The organism is Paenibacillus sp. XP01 (assembly GCF_057364885.1).
Map to the genome: position 1 here is coordinate 4,270,066 of NZ_CP139481.1, position 22,693 is coordinate 4,292,758.

Consider the following 22,693-nt stretch of genomic DNA (forward strand, 5'->3'; position numbering starts at 1 on the left):
AGAGATGTAGGAATCATCATGATGGGTCATGGGCAAACCATGATAAGCTTAAGAGCGTAGGACAAGCTGCGAATTATGCAAGCGGCCGTGCTCATCGTATTGGATAACAGGAGGCAATGGACATGAACAACATTCAAGAGATTTTGGAGTACAACAAAACATTTGTCGAGACCAAAGAATACGAAAAGTATACGGCCGGTAAGTTCCCGACCAAAAAAATGGCTATCATCACATGTATGGACACTCGTCTGGTGGAAATGCTGCCGAAAGCAATGAACCTGAAAAACGGCGAAGTCAAAATCATTAAAAACGCGGGTGCAATCATCTCCCAGCCTTTCGGTTCCGTAATGCGCAGCGTGCTCGTTGCCATCTACGAGCTCGGCGCGGACGAGGTTGTCGTTGTCGGTCATACCGAGTGCGGCATGGCATCCTTGCATGCAGACACGATGATCGGCCATATGATAGAGCGCGGTGTATCCGAGGAAGTCATGAGCACCCTCGAAAACTCCGGAATTCGCCTGACCAAATGGCTGCGCGGGTTTGACAGCGTTGAGGACGGGGTAAAACATACTGTGGGAGTCATCAAGAATCATCCCCTGCTTCCACCGGGCGTACCTGTTCACGGCATGATTATCGATTCCTACACAGGCAAGCTTGATCTTGTCGTTGAAGGGTATGAACAACAATAGGCATCTCTCTTTATATCGCTTTGGGTGCGGAGCCGTTCTCCGCACTCTTTTTTTTGTCTAATTTTAGACACTTGGTCTGTCAGGTTGTCAAACCATACAGTTTCAGTGTACACTTTTATGAAAGCGGTCAGCTCTACGCCATTGGCGTGATTTTCATTGACCGAGCCCTAATATTAAGGAGACATGTGCATGAACATACTTTCCTACGGATTGCTCGGGCTTCTTACCCGCGAGGAGTCGTCAGGTTATGATTTGATGCTGAAAATTCAGCCACATTGGCAAGCCAAACACAGCCAGATCTACCCTCTCCTATCCAAAATGGAAAACGAAGGTTTGTTATCGTCCCGCTGGGTTCAGCAATCCGACAAGCCAGACAAAAAAATGTATGCCGTTACGGACCAAGGGATCGAAAAGCTGCTTGAGTGGATGATCACCCCTGTAACCGCTCCCGTCACGAGGGACGAATTCAATTTGCGCATCCTATGCGTAGGAATCGCGGAAGATGGCAGTATGAGACGGATCCTGAATGAAAGAAAAAATTGGTTTTTGGAACGAATCCGTTATTATGAAGAGCTGAAATCCCGCATTCCTCACGATAATCTGCGCGTAGGCAGCCGCGAGTTCGGCAGTTACATTCTGGTTCAGAAAGGCCTGATGAATGCCCAAACCGGACTGGAATGGTGCAAATGGGTGACTCAGCTGCTTGACGGACAAAAAGCCATTCATTCCACACCAAGCATTGCGCAAAATTAATTTAAAAAAATTTGAAACTTCTCTTCAGATTCATTCGTATTAACGCAGTAAGGCCCAATCGGGCAGCACATCAAACACTTTAATCAGGGGGTTACGATCTTACCAATGAAAAACAAATTCGGCATCAAACATCTCATGATGGTTTTCATGGCGTTCACACTGTTGTTCGGTACAGTCTCTGCTTTCGCTCCAGACTACGCCGACGCCAAACGCGGCGGTTTCAAATCGGGGACAAAAAGCTATACCAATACACCGAAAAAATCCGACAACAACGTGAGCCAATCCAATTCCAATAACAATTCAACTACAGGCGCTTCAACAACGAACCGTGGCGGATTCTTCGGCGGTGGCGGCGGTTTCATGAAAGGCATGATGCTGGGTGGCCTGGCTGGTATGCTGTTCGGCGGACTGTTCGGCGGCATGGGCTTCCTTGGCAACATCCTCGGACTGTTGGTTAACGTCATTGCCATCGTAGCGATCGTCATGCTGGCTATGGCCCTCTTCAGAGCGATTGCCAATCGCCGCAAACCGGCAACTCACGGCCGCTATGACAGCCGCGACGATCGTGACGATGATCGCAACAGAAACGGACGGTATTAATCCGTATGATTCTGAGCATGGATGAAATCGTCAACGCTATTTGCATTCATACCGCCGAGCGCAAGGGCGTACGTCCAACAGACGTCAACGTTGAGCTGAGCTGGGAAGAAGATACAGGCTACACCGCAGAAGTATGGGTTGCCGGTCGCAGCCAATACCTGGTGGAGTCCAACATGATCGAAGCGATCCTGCGCTATCTTCACAGCGAATACAATATTCGGGCATACCGTGAAGATGTGCGTCTGGATCTGGATGAAGAGATTACAGCGATTGTGAATCAGCACTAGCTTGCATCGCATACAACCAACCGTCTCCCAATGTTTATGACATTTGGCTGGAGACGGTTTTTTAGTTTTTTTAATTTCTTCGCTCGCAAGAGTGTTCTATCGCTTCCATCCGTCCTTTAGCGAAACAATCCGATTGAAGACGAACTGTTCACCTGAAGACTCATTCATCGAGTCAAGGATAAAATAGCCATGGCGAATGAACTGGAATCGTTCTCCCGGATTCGATTGCTGCACATAAGACTCAACCACTGCTTGTTTAACAATGTGCAAAGAATCGGGATTCATCCCCAACCTCTCATTCCCACCAATATCGTCCAAATTCACTCCTGGAATCAGCAGTTGATCGTACAGCCGCAGTTCACATGTTACAGCATGCTTGGCCGATACCCAATGAATGGTTCCTTTGACTTTACGCTCTTTGAAGCCGCTGCCACTCTTCGTTCGGGGATCGTAGGTGCAATGCAGTTCAATGATTTCGCCGGATCGCGGATCTTTGATAACCTCCTCGCAGCGAATGAAATATGCACCCTTGAGCCGCACTTCTGCACCTGGCGCCAAACGATGAAACCCCTTCGCAGGAACTTCCATGAAATCGTCGCGGTCAATGTATAACTCCCTTGAAAAGGCTACCTCGCGCACACCCAGATCAGCGGTCAACGGGTTGTTTTCAATAGGCAGCATCTCTTCACCTTCATTCGGGTAATTCATGAGTATCACCTTTAGGGGATGAACAACTGCCATGATCGCCGGAACATTCGGTTTAAGCTCCTGACGGAGCACATGGTCCAACAAGGATATATCCACCGTTGTTTGCTGTCTTGCGAGTCCAATGCCACCGATGAATTCTCTAATGCTCTCGGGAGTGTATCCCCTGCGTCTCAGGCCGGAAATCGTTGGCAGCCGGGGATCGTCCCAGCCATCTACCCAGCCGGATTCAACCATTTTCCGCAGGTAACGCTTGCCGGTCACCGCACCGGCGATATTGACGCGTCCAAACTCCCACTGCCTGGGCGGTTCCAAGATCCCCAATTCGGCCAGCACCCAATCATACAGTGCACGATGGTCTTTGAATTCAATGGAACAGAGGGAATGTGTAATGCCTTCAATCATGTCTTGAATAGGATGAGCGAAATCATACATTGGATAGATGCACCAAACATTTCCTGTCCGGTAATGCGGGGCATGAATGATCCTGTACAGCACCGGATCACGAAGATTCATGTTCGGAGAAGCCATGTCGATTTTTGCACGAAGTACACAAGATCCGTCCGGATGGATTCCATTTCGCATCTCCTGAAACAAGCGCAAATTTTCCTCTGGGGTTCGATTGCGATAGGGACTGTCGGTTCCTGGTTCGGTTAACGTTCCCCTGCTAGCTGCCAATTCCTCCGGAGAAAGATGACACACATACGCTTTGCCTTGTTGAATCAGTTCAACTGCTGCGGCATAGATTCGGTCGGAATAATCAGACCCATAATATACGTGCCCCCCAGGGCTGTAACCAAGCCATTCCATATCTTTGAGAATGGACTCAACGTAAGAGATGTCCTCTTTCAATGGATTCGTGTCGTCGAACCTTAAATGAAAGGTACCCTCGAATGTTTGAGCTGTCGTGTAATTGATGTGAATGGCGTAGGCACTGCCGATATGAAGGTGCCCGTTCGGTTCGGGTGGAAAGCGGGTACAGATCGGACGTTGAAAACGGCCAGCCATCACATCTTCCCGGATGAGGTTCTCCAGGTAACTCCCACCTTGGGTGGAGCTGCGTTCGTCCTCGTCTTGCCGGGATTGTTTATTTTCACGTCTCGCCATCACGAATTCCCTATTCAAATCATGTTCTGTTTCCTTTTTCGGTTTGTCGAAACCTGCTTCCATGCTCGAATGCCTCCCCTGTTATGATCAACCACGTAAATGATCAACAAAAAAAGAACTTCACCTCCCAAGACGATATGTCTTGGGGACGAAGTTCTCGTGGTGCCACCCCAGGTTCACCGAAATGTCGCCATTCCAGTCTCATCAAGTCCATTTCCGTTCATACTGCGAACCGTACTGAACCCTGTGCTCTATATCGGGAGCACCCGTTCCACCATCCCTGACGCTGCACGTTTTGTTCCGGCGGACCGTTCGGAGGCTTGCTTCAATGCTGTTTTTTCACCCATTCTCAGCATCAGGGCTCTCTGTATAAAAAAATTAGCATCTACTCTTCTCGTCATCACGTTCAATATTTCCCATCATTGTAATCAAAGCCAAAATGAAAGTCAAACCCTTTTCGTTTACGATTGGCTGTCAAATTCATGATCCATCGTTTCGAGCAATTGATGTGTCTTGTCACATTTATATTCCCAAAACATAATGCCGCCCAATTCATGATCATGTACATATCGGCATTTGGCTCGGATGGAGTCAGGATCGTCATAAGAAATAAACGTGTGTCCATTAAAGAGATACGGCGCCTTTGCTTCATCATCCCAATGCCTGGTATACCCGTTCAACCCAATGTAATTGGCGTTTAACTCCGTATACTCCGGACCGTAACCGCCGGTCGTTTCTGCCATTTGATGCAATCCATCGTTCCGGTCGGGCACGCCCTTCCACATGCGGGAATAGAACGCGGCACCGATGATGATCTTGTCCTTGGGCACACCTGCCCTGTGAAACGTTTGGACCGAAGCATCAACGCTGATGCGGAACAAATCCCCTGTTGGCGTAAAGAGATTTGTATGATGTCCCGTTAATACCTGAAAGCCGCCCCGCATGTCATAGGTCATCAGCTGCACGTAATCGACGTACCTTTGCACCTGATCCATTTCCGTTCCATCCACGTAGTATTGGTCCGCTCCCGCTGCAATGGTCAGCATATAATACTTCCCGTCCAACTCACCCTGCCGCGTCAACGCTTCCCTGATGGTTTTCAGCAGCATCGTGAAGTTCGGCTTGTCACTTGCGGATGCCGCAATCCCGGCCTCTCCATAACATGGGTATTCCCAATCCAAATCAATGCCATCAAGTCCATAAGTGGTTACGGCTAGCACAGCAGATTCGGCGATTCTATTCCTGCCCTCTGCCATCGCCGCTGCCTCCGAAAAACCGCCGGAGCTCCAGCCTCCAACGGACAAAATAAAGCGCAAATCCGGATGGGTCCTCTTGATCACGGAAACTTGATCCATGTTTTGCAAATGCTCGGTGTGAATGGCTCCCTCCCGAATACCGGCAAAAGCGATATTGATGTGCGTCATTCGTTTCAGATCGGCCTCTGTCACGCTCTTCAGATCACGATGACCGACGTATCCGATGATCCATTTTCGGCTCATATGTCACCTCTCCCTTGATCACACTAGGTCACTTCGCGAGCATAACGCCGACACGAACAGCTTCCTTCACGGCTCCGATGCGATAACCGTAAGAAACATACCGAATGCGGTATTGTTGATCCAGCACCGCAAGGTGAGGGAATCCCGACTCTAACGCGATTGGACTGCACAGCACTTCGGGTATTGCGCCTTTGTTCATTTCTGCGAATCGAACCTGTGCCGGGAGCTGCTTCAACGGATCTGCGCTAAAAGGACTGATCGTACCCAAGGAAGGTGTAATCAGCACGATCGGGAGACCGCCTTCTGCCAACGCTTGGTTCGAATCGGCCAGCTCTTTCAACAAATGCATGGTCGGTTCCCTTCCTGGTTCGATCCAGGCCAGCAGTGCGCCTGAAGTCAGGCCAGAACTTTGGTCATTGAGTCGGGTTACGGTTCCGTCCTGCCAACGCAGCTCCATTTGTTGATCTACCGCGCCAAGAACGGGAAGGTCCTCCTCCGCACTCCGGAAGTTTACGTCAACATGGGTTTCTTCCCCCGCCTGCACCTCGAAGTACGTCAACTTCACGCTAACCGTGCCGTTTTTCAAACGTACGCCTGTCGTCATGCGATAAGATCCTTGCTCGACCTCCAGCGGAGCCGCGAACAGATTCGTTTCTCCATGCGGCAAATGCAGCGTTACGTATTTCCCTTCAACAAGACGTGCAATCGTGACATTTTCATAATAAGATGCTTTTGGCGTCGCCAGCGCCGTTTCCATCCGTTTGAGTTGAATAAAACCGCTGCCCTGCTCCGCATCTTCCTGATCTCCAAAATCTGCACTCATCCATGCCCCCTGTTTCCAGTATTGAGGTTTGCGTTCCAGGGGATGCAGGCGAGCGGGTATGCCCAAGCTGCGGCACATGGAAACAAACAAAATCGCCAGCGCCTCTTCATCTCCGGCCATCAGCCGATAGGTGCCCACAGCTGTTCCCTTGCCTTTTAGATTCGGCAAATTTTCAACATAAACATAATTCCTTTTCAATACAGCGGCAAGAAGCGCCGGGTCCTTCACCATGGAACCACACTCATCCGCTTTGAAGGAATCACGGAATTCTCTTCGGTACAAGCCAAGCATTTCATAGGAAACGCGCGGGCACAGGACATAAGGAATGAACAAATGATCCGGCAGCATGCCGCGAAGAGGCAGCGATTCATTCAAATGTTCATTCAGGACAGGACGAAATGTGTCGATCAAATCCTTGCTATTCAGCGATTCCAACAACAGCAGCGGCCACTCCCCATGCTCGGGCGAGCTCTCCCGAAGAAATCCGGCTATTTCATGCCCGTTTCCACGCGCCTTTTGCAAGATATCCCACACCCGTGCTTCAGAAAGGCCAAGTTGCCGAGCTAAACGATGGCTCTCCGACTCCGTCACAAATGTGCCTTCGAACAATGCGCGAACAGCGTCCCCGTTCTGCAATCGACGTTGATGCAAGGACTCGGCTGCATCCGTCACTGCCGGCAGTTCGTCGCCTTCCGTCTCGGGTGGAGGAACCATATCCAAATCAACGACGCCCCGTTCCTGAACAGGTTCGCTGTTCAGGTCCAAAACAAGCTCCAATGAGTCCAATTTGCCAATGCTGACCTTGCGCTCCTGCCACCGTCCACGATACACGGCCCTGATGAGCAAATCGCCAAATCCTGTCTTAAAGCCGACCTGCCCTTCCCCATCCGTCATCAGCTCTGCAATGGGGTAGAATTCGGCCATGTTATACAATTCGAAGCGGACGGCAGCACCTTCGATCATCCCGCCGTCTTGATCTCTAACCGCTACGGTGATCGTTTTGGCAGGCGCGTAGTTCTCCAGCAGGTTCAGTTCGGTAAACCCGTCTTCGGCAAGAGTGATGTCATCCGGACCCTGATAGTTTCCCAGCACTCTTGTGTTCATCAGCATCGAGCGGCGGGCAGGCGGCGTAAACCAACCTTGGTTCAACCTCGCTTCCGGCTCGCACGCCCCGATGTAATGCCACCTTCCATCCGCCCACGCTTCCACCCAAGCATGGTTATCGTCGCAATGCGCCCAACGAGGCGTGTAGACTTGGCGAGCAGGAATGCCGATGCTTCTAAGGGCAGCCACGGCAAGCGTCGATTCCTCGCCGCATCTTCCCCTTGCGCTCCGAATCATCGTGAGCGGAGAAACGGTGCGCAGATCGCTTCCGGTATAGACCGCTTTTTCGTGGCACCAGTAATTAGCCTCCAGGATGGCATCGGCCATGGACAGACCGTGGATGCGGCCCGCCAGTTCTGCGTAAAAGGCAGCTCGCCAGTCTTCGATGTTTTCTGTATTTACCCTGCATGGCAACACAAAGTACAGGAATAAATCATCCGGAACCTGTTCTCCCCAAGGCACCTCATGCCGAATCTTCAGCGCGGCCCTGACATGACTGAGAAGTAATGCACCAGGGACATCGGCTAAATCCTGAAGCGGGCTGTATGCATACAGATATTTGAGCGCCCATTCCTCTTCCGGAGACAACGTTTCTTGGAATACGGCAAACATTTCATTCAGCCTTGACCCGACTAGCTCCCTTTTTAACCGCAGCTTATCTTCAATCCGATTCATCTCTTCGGGGGAAAGGGAAAAAACCGACGTTCGCACACTCATCTCGCATTCCCCTCCTTCCATAGTTTACCGTCTTCCCTGATGATCCATTTCCCGTTCCCATCCGCCGTTGCCGCTGAAATTTGAAACAAGCGGTCCGCGGCAACGACTTCCGTAGTAATGTCCAGATCAGGTGACCCATCCAACAATGACAAGTCCTGAGCAAACGTACCTTCCTTTTCTCTGTAGTTACGCTGCAAATAATAAAGCTTCCGCAGCTCCCACTTGATCTGCTCATCCTCCGGAATGGAAAAATGGTTTAATTCCTCCTGTTCATCCGTAAACACGACATATCCCCACAGCTCAGGATAATGCATGTTGACCAGCCCCATCGGCGACCACACCCAGTTATCCTCAGGATAAGGCTTCCCCGTGCCGGGATCGATCACTTTTTGATACGTTCCATCCACCACTTCAGCCTGCCATTCCACCCGCGAGAAGTTCACTCTCCAGAATTCGCCGGGTACCGGGGCACGATGTTCCTTGGCACACTCTTTCAAGCTGGTCCAGGGTATCGCGATCTCCACAGACCATTTACGGTTATTGGCACCCGGCTGATTGAGTTCGCCGTCAATGTTCACGGCGGTCTTCAACCCTTTCATATCCCAGCTGTCCAGCGGAGGACCCCCATCCCTGTAAGGTTTGATCAGAAGCAAATCCCATACCGTGTTCAGCGCATTGATCTCGAATTCGTAATATCCGTGGCTATCCCCGTCCGGATCGATGAAAATTTCAAAATCGTTGTCATAAAAAATGACGGAATCGCGCTTGGTCAGCGTCGCCCAGATTTGATCCTCCCACAGCTCTGCGCCGAAATAAAAATGTTCATCGTCCCACAGCATTTTGACCCGCGTATCCTTTGCGGGAGCCGGCCGCAGGTCTCCTTCAATGTCGACAAACTTCTCCGTCCACCCCGCCCGATCCCAGAAAGGTTTATCCAGCTTCCCGTCAAGCTCCAGCTCACCTTCCGCGCGGCGGCAAAAATAGTGCTTTGGCTGATAAACGTCTATTTGCGGAACAGGTACACCACTTAACGTCATTTCGTTCCCTCCATTCAGTGATGTGTAACGACGGCTCCCGAGCCGCCATACATGTTGACTTTTTCGGCAAACTCCAGCTTGATTACCGTTGTCAGCTCATGGGTATCTTCGCGAGTCAGATGAATCCAGGTTGTGCCGGGAATTTGGAACCAGGGAACCCCTCCGTGGATGTCATAGGTCAGTGGCTTGCCGGAGTGAAGCACCGATACCTTTTGGATCTCATTGCACAACCCTTTCATGCAGATGCTTTCCTTCGGATCCCCATGCACAAAGAGATACAGTGTCTTCTCATCTGCCGAGAGCGTGCTGCCATCTCCGTAATATCGGCTCATGACCCCCTCCTTTGTCCCATAGACGGCTTCTTCGTGCGCTCTGATCCAACTGCCCAATCCAAGCAGAATCGCCTCTTGTCTCCCATCGATCGTGCCGTCTTCCTTCGGTCCGATATCGAGCAGCATATTGCCGCCCATCGAGATACAGTCGCAGAACATGCGCACGATCTGATGCAGCGATTTGTAATGCTCATCCGCAGGAACATACCCCCATGAACCGTTGATCGTTGTGCAAAATTCCCACGGCCCCTCTGGACGGGTAATCGGAAGGCCTTGCTCCGGCGTCTTGTAATCCCCATGCCCTTGTAAACGCGAATTGATGATGATTTCCGGCTGGAACGATTTCAAATAATGCTTGAAATGAGGCAAATTCCATTGCTCCGCGCTGCGTTCCCAATCCCCGTCGAACCACAGCAGGTCTACCTTGCCGTATCCGGTAAGCAGTTCTGCCAGCTGCCCGTTGTTAAACTCGAGAAACTTCTCCCATCTGGATTCATCCTGGATGCCGTCTACGGGGCTGGAGAAGCGATTGGCCGAAGCAGGATCTTCGGGCACGTTCCCGCCTTCATATACACTCGGATAATCCGGGTGGGACCAGTCGATCAGGGAAAAGTAAAACCCGAGCCGCAACCCTCTTTCGGTGATTGCATCCGCGTATTGCTTGACAATATCCCGCGCGGCGGGCGTCTTCTTCACGGTGTTCAAATGGCTGTGCTTCGTATCCCACAGAGCCACGCCATCATGGTGCTTCGTCGTCAGCACCGCATATTTGGCGCCCGATTTCTCGATCAAGTCGGCCCATGCATCTGCATCAAACTTGGAAGCGGTGAAACCGTCCAGCTGCTTCATATAATCCTCGTATGACATGCGCCCATTGTAAAACGACCATGACTCCGCCACGCCGTCCACCGCATAAATGCCGTAATGAATGAATATTCCTAATTTCGCATCCTCAAACCATTTCTGCACGACGATCACTGCCCTTCACTTTTGTAAAATTTATATTTGGCTGAATATATAAACCGCAAAAAACATACACACGTTAACGGAGAGGCAGAACCAATCTGGAGAAGCGAAGCGTTCGCCTTAATCAAGAAATAATTGGTGTGCAAACCGTTTCAATATTGCTATCATTTAAGGAGAAATGACCATTTCCCAATGGAAAGGAGTCGCTTTCACTTGAGAATAAACTATTTCAAATCCAGGCTGTTCCTCAAATACATCTGTTCTTACCTGCTCATTCTGCTGATCCCCCTGGTGCTCATGACCATATTCATCTATGAAAATGCCGTGAAGACGCTCCGGACCGAGATCGAAAACTCACGGCTGGCCCAACTCTCACAAACCAAAACGACGATCGATAGCCGCATGAAAGAGCTCAGCGATATTGCTTCCCGGATTTCGTACGATCATCGGCTGTCCCATTATAAGGCGACTCAAACGCTGACCAGCCCGGAAGCGATTCGCGCATTGGATCAATACAAAGCCACCAGCTCCATCATGGATGAAATCTATCTGTACTTCCATAACGGCAAACATATTTACTCCAGCAAAGGACTTACCGACTTCGACGTATTTGCGCGCAATCTTGGCTTCGCTAATTGGGACAAAACGTCCTTGCAGCATGATCTGAATGAAATCAAACATCCGATGGTAAGACCCGCCGATACGTTCAGCATTAAAGAAGGCTTGCAAGACCGCAAACTGGCTTATCTGATCCCGATTACACCCAACAGCTTGAACCCGCATGCAACCGTGATGTACTTCATCAAGGAGTCGGCGATTACCGATTTGATGGATTCCGTCCTTGGAAGTTATCAAGGCTTAACCTTTGTACTTGACGGAGAAGGGCAAGTACTTGCGGCCAACCATCAAGGCGATACGCTAAGCGCAGAGGCTTCAGAAATGTTGTTGAATCAGATGGTTCCAGGCATACAAGAACGAGCACTGGATGGTAAAGCCTATTCCATTGTCGCCGTACAATCCGAAACCAATGGCTGGACGTACATGACCGTCATGCCCAGCTCCCAATTTTTCAGCAGCGTGCTTAACGTTCGGGATGTCATGCTGATGATCATCGGAGTCGTACTGCTTGTCGGAGCGGTTATCGCATTGGTGCTTGCCAAAATGCAGTATCAGCCCATCTCAGCATTGGTTGAGTTTGTTTCATCCCGCGTTCCGAAGAAGAATGGCGAAGAAACAATCGGTTACGGGAACGAACTGCAGCGAATACACACTGCACTGCAAGATTTCAGTTCCCGGATTGATATGCAGGAACCGTTCGCCCGCAATCAATATTTGTCCACGCTCATCAAATCCGGCAACCCGGAGCTGGTTTCACCTGAAATGATGCAGCTCTTCGATCTGAAACTGAACAAGAAGTATTTATTCGTCATGGTTGTCGGCTGGAACGAATCCAATGCCGATCGGGAGCACCGTCGCCGGATTGCAAGCACACTTGCCCATATCGATATGCCTGATATGTGCGCTACCGGGTATGGCGTTGAACTGCCGCAGCTGGACCGATTCGGCATCATCATGAATTTCGATGCAGTAGCGGGACTAGACGAGACCGTTCAAATGAAGCAAACGATGGAACACGTGCAGCGCATGCTCGTTGAATCGCACTCCATTGCACCGATGATTGGCGCCGGAAGCATTTATCGACAGCTGCATGAGCTGAATCAGTCGTACATCGAGGCCTGCTCCGCCTTTGATCTGCTCGTTCCGGGTGACCGCGGGGCTTCCGCATTGTTCGAAGAAATGTCTAAGGACACAACTCCTTCCTACTGGATCTCGAACCAGACCCATCTGAAACTGGCCCAAAGCTTGAAGCAAGGCAATGTGGAGATCGCGTCACGGACGATACGCTCTTCCATAGAAAACCTGCAATCGTCCATGCAGCCGGCGCTGATTCTGCGTTGCGTCAGCTTTGATTTGCTGAACACGGTGTTGAAGACCGCTTCAGAGCTTGGCGACTATCAACTGATACAACGACTGACTCCCGACATGACGGTCGGCGGTTCGCTGAAGGAGCTGGAATCCATGCTGCTGTCCCTGGCTTCGCAAATTTGTGCCGAAGTGCAGCAAGGGGCTCTGCAAGAAGAGCAATCGTTGATCGATCGGATCGTTAACTATATCGATGCACATTACAGGGAACACAGTTTAAGTCTGGATACCCTTGCTTACGAGTTTGAAATTTCGCCCTCGCACGTCAGCCGTTTCTTCAAAGAAAAGACGGGCATCAATTTCCTGCAATATATTTGGCAAAAGCGGCTGGACATGGTCGTGCATCAGTTGAAAACAACGGATACTCCCATTAAAGACCTCATTCAGGAGGTTGGTTACTTGGATACGCCGAACTTTATCCGCAAATTCAAAAAGGAGACCGGACTTACGCCAGGTCAATATCGCAAGCTCCATCGCGTCACGGCAAGCGATGCGGAGAGCGGATCTGCGAGTTGACGGACAGGAAAGCCAACATGCAGACGGGCTGCACTGTCCGCGAATGTTGGCTTCTTTTTACTTTTTATTGACCGGCTGCATTCCAAGTATCGTAAACTTCCTGATAAATTTCCTGGATGCGGTCCCCGCCCATCTTTTTCATCTGGGCTACATAGCTGTCCCATTCGGACATCGGCACTTCTCCGGTCACAAACTTCGCTTCCATTTGTTTGACATACGTACTCAGGTCCGACAGCAACGCTGAAGCTTCATCCTGCTGTTCGTTGGTCAAATAGGCGTTAGGATATGGCGCTTTGCCGATCGGGATCAGCTTCGCTTCGTTTTCTTTCTTGATCCATTCATCGAATTCCGTGGTCAGGCCATTCGTCAGTTCGGGCGAGTTGTGTCCTGGCGTCAGCATGCCGAAGTTCGGCGTAATCGTGCCTCTGTACTCTTCGCGGTCGCCGCCTCCCGGGACAGGCAGCCATTCTTTTTCATACGTAGCTTTGTTGGTATACTTCCAAAGCGTGCCTTCCGGGCCTTGGTTAAATAGGGTTTGGCCCTCAATCGAATACAAATAGTCGATCCAACGCATCGTCGCTTCCGGATGTTCATTCACGCTGGTAATGGCAAACGTTCCGTTAGCCGAGAGTCCAGGGTGCATGCCGTAAACGGGCGAACCTTCAATCTCGCTGGCTACCGGTGTCATGAGCGGATTTTTCATCGCTTCATTCGGATCGCCGCCCAATGTAAAATAGGAATAATAATCGTTAAAGAGCGCGATTTGATTGTTTTCTCCTTTGGCTTTTTTCTGCTCAGGCGTTTGGGAGAACGTTTCATGATCCAATAACTCTTCCTTCCACAGACGGTTCATGAACTCCAAATAACCTTTGTATCCTTCCTGCATCGGTGTATAAAAAACATTGTCCTGCTTATCGACATATACAACCGGATCATACATTCCCCAGAAGCCTAAAAAGTACATTCGCAGATCATCCAATTTCACGGAAGTGAGCGGAATTTCGTCGGCTTGCCCGTTTCCGTTCGGATCCTCGGTCTTCACTCTTTTCAGAAATTCGTACAGTTCCTCCGTCGTCTGCGGAAGTTCTTTTACACCAAGCGCTTCGAGCATTTTGCCGTTATACCACATCGGACTGCGATACCAGACGGCTGCACTGTCGATGAAGGGGAGCGCATATATGTGACCTTCGGGTGTTGTGAATGATTTGCGAATGTCCGGATTTTCATCGAAGAGTTTTTTGAGGTTTGGCGCATATCCTCCGTCAATGTACGGTTCAAGCGCAATCAGCGAGCCTTGGGTTCCGTAAGTAACCTGTTCTGCTGGCGTCAGATCCGCACCGTAGAGCACGTCGGGCAAATCGCCGCTGGCAAAAACGAGGTTTTTCTTTGTGGCGAAGCTGTCTATGGGCGTGAGTCGGAATTCAAATTTAATGTTCGTCAGCTTCTCGGCTTCCTGAATGACAGGCATGGTGTTCCAATCCGCGACACCCACATCCTGGGACATCATGGTCAATGTAATCGGCTCGTCAACGATCGGAAAACCTTCCTGCTTCACCCCTGTCTCCTCCGGCGTCCCCGGTTCGGCGGTTGAACCACCGTCAGAGGCATTCCCGCATGCAGCCAGCAAACTGGCAACTAACGTCAAACTGAGCAGAACCGTCGACTTCTTGCGAACTCCTTTCATGACAACAACTCCCTTTCTGGATGATTTATTTGGTATAGATCAGCCTTTAACCGAACCGATCATGACACCCTGGACGAAGTAGCGTTGCAAAAACGGATATACGATAATCACCGGCAGCGTCGACACAATAATGACCGCGTAACGGACGAGCGCTGCTACCTCCGCTTTGTTGTTGAGCGCGGAAGCGGAAGATCCGTCCATCATGCCGGAGCCTTGGGCAGACATTTCCTGAAGAACGAGAATCTGCCTCAGCACGAGCTGCAGCGGGTATTTTGCCGAATCGTTCAAATAAATCATCGCCGAAAAGTAACTGTTCCAGTGTCCGACGCCATAGAAGAGAGCCATAACGGCAATGATCGGCATCGACAAGGGCAGGACGATGCTAAAAAACAGCTTGAAATTGGAACATCCGTCAATCTGGGCGGCTTCTTGAAGCTCGCCGGGGATGGTTCCTTGAAAGAAGGTACGGGTAACGATAATGTTCCATACCGAGGCCGCGGAAGGCAGAATCAATGCCCACATGCTGTCAATCAGTCCCAACCCTTTGATCAACAGATAACTCGGAACAAGCCCGCCGCCAAAAAACATCGTGACCATGAACATGCCCATAAAAAAACCTCGGCCAACGAAATCCTTTCTGCTAAGCGCATAAGCCGCCGGAATGGTGACCATGAGATTCACTGCCGTACCCACGACCGTATATAAAATGGTGTTTGCGTAACCTGACCAGATCCTCTGATCCTGAAGCACTCTCTGGTACCCTTCGAACGTAATGTCCTTGGGAAAGAGCCACATCGCACCGGAAGCGACCTCTTTGGGATTGCTGATCGAAGCACTGATCATGTATGCCAACGGATAAGCAACAAGCAGAAACGCGATGGTGACGAAAATATAATTCAGTGTCAGAAAAATCCGGTCTTGCCTCGTTTCTTTGATGCCTGTTGTCATTCTGCTACCTCCTTTACCACAGACTGTTCTCACTCGTTTTGCGCACGACTTGATTGACCGTAATGAGCAGAATCGCGTTAATGACGGAATTGAACAACCCGACGGCGGTGGAGAAGCTGTATTGTGCATTTTCCAGACCGGAGCGGTAGACGAATGTTGAAATCACATCGGACGACTCCATGTTTAACGGGTTTTGCATTAAAAGAATTTTCTCAAACCCCACGCCCAGCAAACTTCCCATATTCAGAATGAGCAAAATGGTCATCGTTGGCACCAGCACGGGAATGTTGATGTGACGAATGCGCTGCATCCGGTTCGCTCCGTCAATGATCGCCGCTTCATGAAGGCCCGGGTCGACGGCTGACAAGGCGGCAAGATAAATGATCGTGCCCCACCCTGCGCTCTGCCATACGCCAGAGAGAACGTAGACCGTCTTGAACCAGGCCGGGCTTGTCAGAAAAGCAGGTGCATCGATGCCCACCCATTCGATCAAACGAATAACGATGCCTGTGGACGGCGACAGGAAAGCAATGATCATGCCGACCATCACTACGATGGAGATGAAATGCGGCGCGTAAGTGACCGTTTGCACCCATTTTTTGAAACGTTTGTGTTTCAGTTCATTGAAGGCCAGCGCCAAAATGATCGGGATCGGAAAACCAACCGCCAGCTCATACAAACTGATCGCCAGCGTGTTCCACATCAAGTCCCAAAAATAATACGAATCAAAAAAACGGTTGAAGTGATCGAAACCCGTCCATGCGCTTCCAAAAATACCGCGGGCCGGATTGTAATTTTTGAACGCAATCTGGATGCCGTACATCGGTCCGTAATGGAAAATAAGGAAATACAAAAATGCCGGCGCAATGAACAGATAGAGCTCCCAGTTTTTCCAGACCTTCTTCCATCGTTTCTTGTTGATCTTGGCCCTGTTCAGGACCTCCTGCCGATGGATCGGATTGACTTCCTGCACGCCGGATCGCCTCCCTCTGCTTGGTTTACATGTCAGCTTTGCTTGCGCACCTTCATGTTAACGATAGTGGATCATGCTTTTTTTCGTAAACATGTGATTTTAGCGCATCCCCCACCCTTGATGCATCAACGCTTCCCGTCGTTGCGGCATCATTTTGACCATTGGTGAATGTGTTGTTTTCGCTCAAAAGGAAGCGGTTACAATTTCCCGAAGTGGAAAAATGGCAATTGAAAGAATGCGGAGTTGTTGATCTAGATGGCGATGATTTTACATTGCGCCGATAATAATGAACGTATAGCGACAGGTTATATCACATAAACAAAACATGAATAAGACGTAACAAAAGCCATGTTCCAAATGGAACATGGCCTCAGCACATGAATCGAATGCTTACCCCTGCAGCTTCACAAGGCTGTAATTCTTTTTGCCTTTGCGGATAATGATAAACTTGCCGCCGATGGCATGCTCTGCCGAAATGGTGAAGTCGAGCTCGGTTACTTTCTCCCCGTTCATGGAGATGGCACCCTTCGTGATGTCTTCGCGGGCTTGGCGTTTGGATGGCTCCAGACCAAGATCCACAAGCCAGTCAACGATGTTCTTCGCCTCGCCGTTGGTTTCGAACGTTGGCATTTCCTTAAAGCCTTGCTCGATCTCGTCCGCTGTCAGCGAGCGAATGTCGCCGCTGAACAATGCGGCGGTAATGCGCTTGGCTTGTTCCAGCATTTCTTCGCCATGCACGAAACGGGTCATTTCTTCGGCAAGCGCCTTTTGCGCCTCGCGTTTGTGCGGCTCGGTTTCCACTTTTTCCGCCAACGCTTCGATTTCTTCTTTGGACAAGAACGTAAAGTATTTCAAGTATTTGATGACGTCGCGATCATCGGTATTCGCCCAGAACTGGTAGAATTCGAACGGCGTCGTTTTGTTTGGATCCAGCCAGATCGAGCCCCCGGCCGATTTGCCGAATTTCGTTCCGTCCGCTTTGAGCATCAGCGGGATGGTCAAACCAAACGCTTTGGCATCAGGGCCTTCTTTTTTGCGGATCAGGTCAAGACCGCTTGTAATGTTGCCCCATTGGTCGGAACCGCCGATTTGCAGCTGCACGTCTTCGTTTTGGAACAAATGCAGGTAATCGAGCGATTGCAGGATCTGGTACGAGAATTCCGTGAAGGAGATGCCGCCTTCCAGTCTGCTCGCCACGACATCCTTCGCAAGCATCGTGTTCAGGTTGAAGTTTTTGCCGTAGTCGCGCAAAAATTCGATCACATTGATTTTGTGCGTCCAGTCGTAGTTGTTCACCAGGCGTACCTGATTGTCGCCTTCCGTAATGAACAATTTTTTCATCTGTGCCGTCAAGGCGTTTACGTTCTCCTGCACCTGTTCCAGCGTTTGCAAGGAACGTTCGGACTGGCGCCCGCTCGGGTCTCCGATCGTGCCGGTTGCGCCGCCGATCAGAATGACCGGACGATGCCCTGCTAATTGGAAACGCTTGAGCATCATGAACGGAATAAGATGTCCGATATGCATGCTGTCGCCGGTAGGGTCAACGCCGCAGTACAGCGAAATGGATTTCGATTCGACCAGCTCGCGCAGGCCCTCCGCATCCGTTTGCTGGTTAATGGCATCGCGCCATTGCAGTTCGTCCAAAATATTCAACACAAACAACCCCTTTTCTAAAGTTAAAGAAATCATGAATACGCGTGATGAAGACACACTGCGCAGAACTTTGCCACGGCAAGCTACCTGTCCATGGCCAAAAAACAAAAAAATCGCCACCCGGTCTGCACGCAGACACAGGGACGATTGAATAACCGTGGTACCACCCAGTTTGCATGAACAGCCTGACGTTGCACGCTGCCCATACCACTTATGACGAAATAACGTTCGCCAAACCCGCTTGGCATTACCCAAGATACTCCAGAGTGTACTTCGCAGTCCTTGTATGTGTCAGGTTCCATCAACCCCTGACTTTCTGGAAACAGGGACAAAGCTGCTACTGCGCTCCTTCAACGTAATTCATGTTTCAGATTATAGACAGTATATCCGAACGTTTGAACGTTTGCAAGCCGTTTTCCTCAATGGAATGTTGCCATACCAAGTATTATGGAACGGCGATTTTCAACGTTCTGGCGTAATGTTCATACGCCTTGGGGGCAATTTGGCTTTCTCCGTTCCAGAACCGTTGATCCAGCGTATCCAACTGCTGCTCCTCCTGGTCCGTCAGAAACCGGGGGATATCCCACAGTTCCGTCAGGCGTTCATCGTTCTCCAGATGTCGGATGCAATCGAAACAAGCGTTCACGTAGGTTAGCTCGTCTGCGGCTCCGATCGTTTGCAGCGCACGAACCGCATGGACCAGCGCTTCCTCCCCCCAATTGCAAAAAAACTGCACAAAACCGCCGTTGAACACATCCGCCTCCAGCAGCCACAATGCGGCGATTTCCTGTTGTTCTGGCGTGAGGTCGCCCCATCCCCGTGCGGAGTTGTTTTTCAAGCTTACGAAAGCGATGGCATAGTCGTACCACAAATCATGTATATCGTTATTGTCCAACAGAATGATCCCTCCCCAATAGAGAACCACATCTTTATCGTCCAGTTGTCGTTCGTACACCTCGCTGCCCCGTTCATGGATGCGAACGACAAATCCCTGATCGGATACCTTCACACAAGGGGCGCCATCTTCCCGAAATGTCGAAAATCTGCGATTGACATAACCCTCCATCTGTTCACTAGGAAAGTCCGTGAAATCCGAACAAGGCTAATACCTTCTCCCGCAACCGGGACAAGCTTCGCAGCTCTGACAAACGGCTTCCTCCCTCCAAGCTATCCGCCTCGTTCGTTAGGTACCGCAGAACGTGCGATAGTTCGGGTCGCAAGCCATGGGTGCAGCGGCGTACTCCGCCTGTTCGGAACTATGGGCATAGGGATTCTTCAACACGGCAAGCAGCTTGTTCATCACGCTGTAATCGCCATGCTGCTCTGCGCGCTCCAACGCTTCCTCCACCCGATGATTGCGCGGAATGATCGCAGGATTGGTCTTGCTCATCTGTTCGCGCACGGCCTCCGGGCCCTGTTCCTGTCTCGCGAGTCTGGCTTGCCAGCGTGCATGCCAATTCGCAAATTCCGCATCGTCGCTCAGCCCATGACCGACCGCCTGCCCAAAGGTTAGTGCCACGAACGTGTTCGTGTAATCAGCCTGGTGTTTCTCCATGAGGTCCAGCAAGTCTTTGACCAGTTCTTCGTCCGCCGCTTCTGCGTTAAACAGCCCCAACTTGGTACGCATACCCGCCAACCAATGATGATGATACAATTCGGAAAAGGAAGAGATGGCATCCTGTGCCATTTGCACGGCCTGTTCTTCGTCAGTATGCAGCAATGGCAGCAGCGATTCCGCAAAGCGCGCCAAATTCCAGCCTCCGATATAAGGCTGATTGCTGTAAGCATAACGTCCCTGGGTATCAATCGAACTGAACACCGTCGCCGGATTATAGTTATCCATAAAAGCACAAGGGCCATAGTCGATCGTCTCGCCGCTGATCGTCATGTTGTCCGTATTCATCACGCCGTGGATAAAACCGATTTGCTGCCATTTCGCAATTAAGGCAGCTTGACGCCGTATAACGTTTTCGAGCAAACGCAAATACCTGTCATCGTCTGCTGCCAGTTCGGCATAATGCCGCTGAATGGCATAATCGGCCAATGCTCTAAGGTCATCCACATTGCCCAGAGCGGCTGCATATTGGAACGTCCCAACGCGCAAGTGGCTTGCCGCCACTCTCGTCAGAACGGCACCCGGCCGCTCCGTCTCGCGATAGATCGTTTCGCCCGTGGATACCACGGCCAAAATACGGGTTGTCGGAACGCCCAGCGCTTGCATCGCTTCGCTAATGATATATTCGCGCAGCATCGGCCCGATCGCGGCTCTTCCGTCCCCCGCGCGGGAATACGGCGTAACGCCGGACCCTTTTAACTGAATGTCCATTCGTTCGCCGGCCGGCGTCAGCTGTTCACCGATGAGCAGCGCACGTCCATCGCCCAACCTGTTGAAATGGCCGAATTGATGCCCTGCATAAGCCTGCGCCAACGGCTCCGATCCGACCGGATTTCGGTTGCCCGCAAAGATTTCGACGTTTTCCTCCTGTTCCAGCAGGTCTGCATTCAACCCGAGCGATGCCGCTAACGCGTCATTCAACACCAATAATTTGGGGCGAGCAACGGGCTGGGCGGATTGCTTCGTATAAAAAACGGATGGCAGCCTGGCATAGCTATTGTCCAGATTCCATCCGGCATCCATCAGTTGCTTCTGCATCATGATCACCTCTCCTTTGTTATATTGTTCGATATGGTTCCTCATAACATTCATCGTTTACGGCGGTCATGAAAAAACTGTAGCATATTTGCCTTATTTTTGCATGGTTCGGCTTATTGAACTTTTCAATATGACCTTTCAAAAAGCAAAAAGTCCATGCGCGCTCTGAAGAACGCGATGAACTTTTAGCAAGCCGACTGAATGGAAAACGATGCTTTATGTGCGCTTAATTCAACGTCAAGAATGTGCTTCGTTCGCCTGCGAAGGGGACGACTGAAGCGGAATGCTTTCTTTTTTGATGCCGAGATTGAAAAATACGTTGAGCAGAATGGCAGACAAACTGCCTGTAATGATGCCATCGCTGACGATGATGCGGATCGCTTGCGGCAGCTGGGCAAACAAGTCGGGAACTGCCGTCACCCCGAGGCCAAGCGACACCGAGCACGCGAGGATCAGCAAGTTCGACTGTTTGCTGAAGTCAACGGATTGCAGCATTTTAACGCCGGACGACACTACCATGCCGAACAGCACAACCGTTGCCCCGCCTAGCACGGCACTCGGGATAATGGTTGCGAAAGCGGCGATTTTCGGGATCAAACCGAGGAAAACAAGGATGCCGCCTGCCGCCACGACGACATTGGTCGTCTTCACCCGGGAGAGTTGAACGAGACCCACGTTCTGGGCAAACGTATTGTACGGAAAAGCATTGAAGATGCCCCCTAGCACAAAAGCCAGACCTTCCGCACGGTATCCGCGGGCAAGATCTTTATCGGTGATGGGTTGGTCGCAAATTTTGCCGAGCGCCATGAACACACCCGTCGATTCGATGATAACCACCATGCCCACGATAATCATCGTCAGGATCGGACCGAATTCAAAGGTCGGCCATCCGAAATAGAACGGCTGTGGCAGGCGAAACCAGGAAGCTTCGAGCACGGGAGCAACATTGACTTTGCCCATCAGGACAGCGACCAGGGTTCCCGCAATGATGCCGAGCAGAACAGCCAACGATTTGACAAATCCGCGCGCATAACGGTGGAGGATCAGGATGAAAATCAATACCCCGAAGGAAAGTGCAAGGTGGCTGAGTCCCCCGAAATCCTCGCTTCCGCTGCCGCCCGCCATATTGCGGATGCCGGTCGGAATAAGCGCAAGGCCGATAATGGTCACTACCGTACCGATCACGACCGGCGGAAACAGTTTCACGATTTTGCTGAAGAAGGTCGCACAGATCATAATGAAGAGGCCTGCCGCGATAATGGAGCCGTAGATGGCCGGAATCCCGTACTGTTTGCCGATTGCGATCATCGGTGTAACCGCCACGAAGGAACTTCCAAGCACTGCCGGCAAACCTATGCCCAGAACCTTGCCTTTCCGCGCTTGCAGCCATGTCGCGATTCCGCAGGTCAGCAGATCGATGGAGACCAGGTAAGCGAGTTGTTCTGCCGTCAGGTTCAACGCCCGTCCGACCAGCAGCGGAACCAGAATCGCCCCGGCATACATGGCCAGGACATGCTGGATTCCCAATGAAAAAATGTTCATTTTTTTCGTTTCGTTCATGAAAGCTTTCCCCCCGAATGATCATTATCCGTGAACCTCTTTGAAGAAACGCCGTTATGTTAGTTCACATTATATAAACAATTCGGAAGATTTCGAGCAGGTGG

General features: G+C 50.8%; 17 protein-coding genes and 2 other annotated features. Of the genes, 5 read left to right on the forward strand and 12 right to left on the reverse strand.

Annotated features, from left to right (window positions below; genetic code table 11):
• The first annotated feature begins 122 nt into the window (after window positions 1–122).
• The 4 genes from SNR34_RS19195 (at window position 123) to SNR34_RS19210 (ending at window position 2,329) form a co-directional block, all read left to right on the forward strand.
• The gene (locus tag SNR34_RS19195; protein ID WP_486179958.1) at window positions 123–689 is read left to right on the forward strand and encodes a beta-class carbonic anhydrase; all 567 of its coding nucleotides are present in this window, start codon (window positions 123–125) and stop codon (window positions 687–689) included.
• Window positions 690–878: 189 nt separating this feature from the next.
• Window positions 879–1,442: a PadR family transcriptional regulator gene (locus SNR34_RS19200; protein ID WP_236412127.1), complete on the forward strand. Its 564-nt coding sequence runs from the start codon at window positions 879–881 to the stop codon at window positions 1,440–1,442.
• A 105-nt stretch (window positions 1,443–1,547) separates the two neighbouring features.
• On the forward strand, window positions 1,548–2,042 hold the full coding sequence (locus SNR34_RS19205) for a hypothetical protein (protein ID WP_236412125.1): 495 nt from the start codon (window positions 1,548–1,550) through the stop codon (window positions 2,040–2,042).
• Between the two features lie 5 nt (window positions 2,043–2,047).
• Window positions 2,048–2,329 carry a YxcD family protein gene (locus SNR34_RS19210; RefSeq protein WP_236412123.1) on the forward strand — a complete coding sequence of 94 codons (282 nt, stop codon included), beginning with the start codon at window positions 2,048–2,050 and terminating at the stop codon, window positions 2,327–2,329.
• A gap of 96 nt (window positions 2,330–2,425) precedes the next feature.
• On the opposite strand, the gene SNR34_RS19215 is transcribed toward SNR34_RS19210, so the two are convergent.
• From SNR34_RS19215 to SNR34_RS19235, 5 genes are all read right to left on the reverse strand, one after another.
• Window positions 2,426–4,042 carry a glutamine--tRNA ligase/YqeY domain fusion protein gene (locus tag SNR34_RS19215; RefSeq protein ID WP_486182489.1) on the reverse strand — a complete coding sequence of 539 codons (1,617 nt, stop codon included), beginning with the start codon at window positions 4,040–4,042 and terminating at the stop codon, window positions 2,426–2,428.
• Between the two features lie 240 nt (window positions 4,043–4,282).
• Window positions 4,283–4,551: a binding site (T-box leader), on the reverse strand.
• Between the two features lie 51 nt (window positions 4,552–4,602).
• Window positions 4,603–5,640, reverse strand: coding sequence for a glycoside hydrolase family 18 protein (locus SNR34_RS19220; protein ID WP_486179959.1), 1,038 nt, complete (start codon window positions 5,638–5,640; stop codon window positions 4,603–4,605).
• Between the two features lie 28 nt (window positions 5,641–5,668).
• Window positions 5,669–8,284 (reverse strand): transglutaminase-like domain-containing protein, encoded by a 2,616-nt coding sequence (locus SNR34_RS19225; RefSeq protein WP_486179960.1) that lies wholly within the window; start codon window positions 8,282–8,284, stop codon window positions 5,669–5,671.
• The gene (locus tag SNR34_RS19230; RefSeq protein ID WP_486179961.1) at window positions 8,281–9,321 is read right to left on the reverse strand and encodes a carbohydrate-binding family 9-like protein; all 1,041 of its coding nucleotides are present in this window, start codon (window positions 9,319–9,321) and stop codon (window positions 8,281–8,283) included. Before SNR34_RS19230 ends, SNR34_RS19225 begins: the two co-directional genes overlap by 4 nt.
• A 14-nt stretch (window positions 9,322–9,335) precedes the next feature.
• Window positions 9,336–10,622 carry an alpha-L-fucosidase gene (locus tag SNR34_RS19235; RefSeq protein WP_486179962.1) on the reverse strand — a complete coding sequence of 429 codons (1,287 nt, stop codon included), beginning with the start codon at window positions 10,620–10,622 and terminating at the stop codon, window positions 9,336–9,338.
• Between the two features lie 210 nt (window positions 10,623–10,832).
• Here SNR34_RS19235 and SNR34_RS19240 point away from each other — a divergent pair, with 210 nt between their 5' ends.
• Complete coding sequence (locus SNR34_RS19240; protein ID WP_486179963.1) at window positions 10,833–13,118, forward strand: helix-turn-helix domain-containing protein; 2,286 nt, start codon at window positions 10,833–10,835, stop codon at window positions 13,116–13,118.
• A gap of 64 nt (window positions 13,119–13,182) precedes the next feature.
• Here the strand turns inward: SNR34_RS19240 and SNR34_RS19245 are convergent, their stop codons facing one another.
• The 7 genes from SNR34_RS19245 to SNR34_RS19275 form a co-directional block, all read right to left on the reverse strand.
• Window positions 13,183–14,802 (reverse strand): extracellular solute-binding protein, encoded by a 1,620-nt coding sequence (locus SNR34_RS19245; RefSeq protein WP_486179964.1) that lies wholly within the window; start codon window positions 14,800–14,802, stop codon window positions 13,183–13,185.
• A gap of 39 nt (window positions 14,803–14,841) precedes the next feature.
• The gene (locus tag SNR34_RS19250; RefSeq protein WP_236412104.1) at window positions 14,842–15,750 is read right to left on the reverse strand and encodes a carbohydrate ABC transporter permease; all 909 of its coding nucleotides are present in this window, start codon (window positions 15,748–15,750) and stop codon (window positions 14,842–14,844) included.
• Window positions 15,751–15,763: 13 nt separating this feature from the next.
• On the reverse strand, window positions 15,764–16,687 hold the full coding sequence (locus SNR34_RS19255; RefSeq protein WP_486182490.1) for an ABC transporter permease: 924 nt from the start codon (window positions 16,685–16,687) through the stop codon (window positions 15,764–15,766).
• A gap of 426 nt (window positions 16,688–17,113) precedes the next feature.
• Window positions 17,114–18,376 (reverse strand): tyrosine--tRNA ligase, encoded by a 1,263-nt coding sequence (tyrS, locus tag SNR34_RS19260; RefSeq protein ID WP_236412103.1) that lies wholly within the window; start codon window positions 18,374–18,376, stop codon window positions 17,114–17,116.
• A gap of 136 nt (window positions 18,377–18,512) precedes the next feature.
• Window positions 18,513–18,739 (reverse strand) — a binding site (T-box leader).
• A gap of 82 nt (window positions 18,740–18,821) precedes the next feature.
• A complete protein-coding gene (locus tag SNR34_RS19265; protein WP_236412102.1) occupies window positions 18,822–19,385 on the reverse strand; it encodes a DMP19 family protein in 564 nt (187 codons plus the stop codon).
• A gap of 174 nt (window positions 19,386–19,559) precedes the next feature.
• A complete protein-coding gene (locus SNR34_RS19270) occupies window positions 19,560–21,032 on the reverse strand; it encodes a protein adenylyltransferase SelO (RefSeq protein WP_486179965.1) in 1,473 nt (490 codons plus the stop codon).
• Between the two features lie 234 nt (window positions 21,033–21,266).
• The gene (locus SNR34_RS19275; RefSeq protein ID WP_486179966.1) at window positions 21,267–22,589 is read right to left on the reverse strand and encodes a nucleobase:cation symporter-2 family protein; all 1,323 of its coding nucleotides are present in this window, start codon (window positions 22,587–22,589) and stop codon (window positions 21,267–21,269) included.
• Between the last annotated feature and the right edge of the window lie 104 nt (window positions 22,590–22,693).

Bases quoted from the DNA above. Each gene is read 5' to 3' on its own strand.
- SNR34_RS19210 (WP_236412123.1), top strand. From the start codon at position 2,048: ATGATTCTGAGCATGGATGAAATCGTCAACGCTATTTGCATTCATACC.
- SNR34_RS19230 (WP_486179961.1), bottom strand. From the start codon at position 9,321: ATGACGTTAAGTGGTGTACCTGTTCCGCAAATAGACGTTTATCAGCCA.
- SNR34_RS19215 (WP_486182489.1), bottom strand. From the start codon at position 4,042: ATGGCTGGCCGTTTTCAACGTCCGATCTGTACCCGCTTTCCACCCGAA.
- SNR34_RS19195 (WP_486179958.1), top strand. From the start codon at position 123: ATGAACAACATTCAAGAGATTTTGGAGTACAACAAAACATTTGTCGAG.
- SNR34_RS19275 (WP_486179966.1), bottom strand. From the start codon at position 22,589: ATGAACGAAACGAAAAAAATGAACATTTTTTCATTGGGAATCCAGCAT.
- SNR34_RS19200 (WP_236412127.1), top strand. From the start codon at position 879: ATGAACATACTTTCCTACGGATTGCTCGGGCTTCTTACCCGCGAGGAG.
- SNR34_RS19220 (WP_486179959.1), bottom strand. From the start codon at position 5,640: ATGAGCCGAAAATGGATCATCGGATACGTCGGTCATCGTGATCTGAAG.
- SNR34_RS19245 (WP_486179964.1), bottom strand. From the start codon at position 14,802: ATGAAAGGAGTTCGCAAGAAGTCGACGGTTCTGCTCAGTTTGACGTTA.
- SNR34_RS19205 (WP_236412125.1), top strand. From the start codon at position 1,548: ATGAAAAACAAATTCGGCATCAAACATCTCATGATGGTTTTCATGGCG.
- SNR34_RS19225 (WP_486179960.1), bottom strand. From the start codon at position 8,284: ATGAGTGTGCGAACGTCGGTTTTTTCCCTTTCCCCCGAAGAGATGAAT.
- SNR34_RS19250 (WP_236412104.1), bottom strand. From the start codon at position 15,750: ATGACAACAGGCATCAAAGAAACGAGGCAAGACCGGATTTTTCTGACA.
- SNR34_RS19270 (WP_486179965.1), bottom strand. From the start codon at position 21,032: ATGATGCAGAAGCAACTGATGGATGCCGGATGGAATCTGGACAATAGC.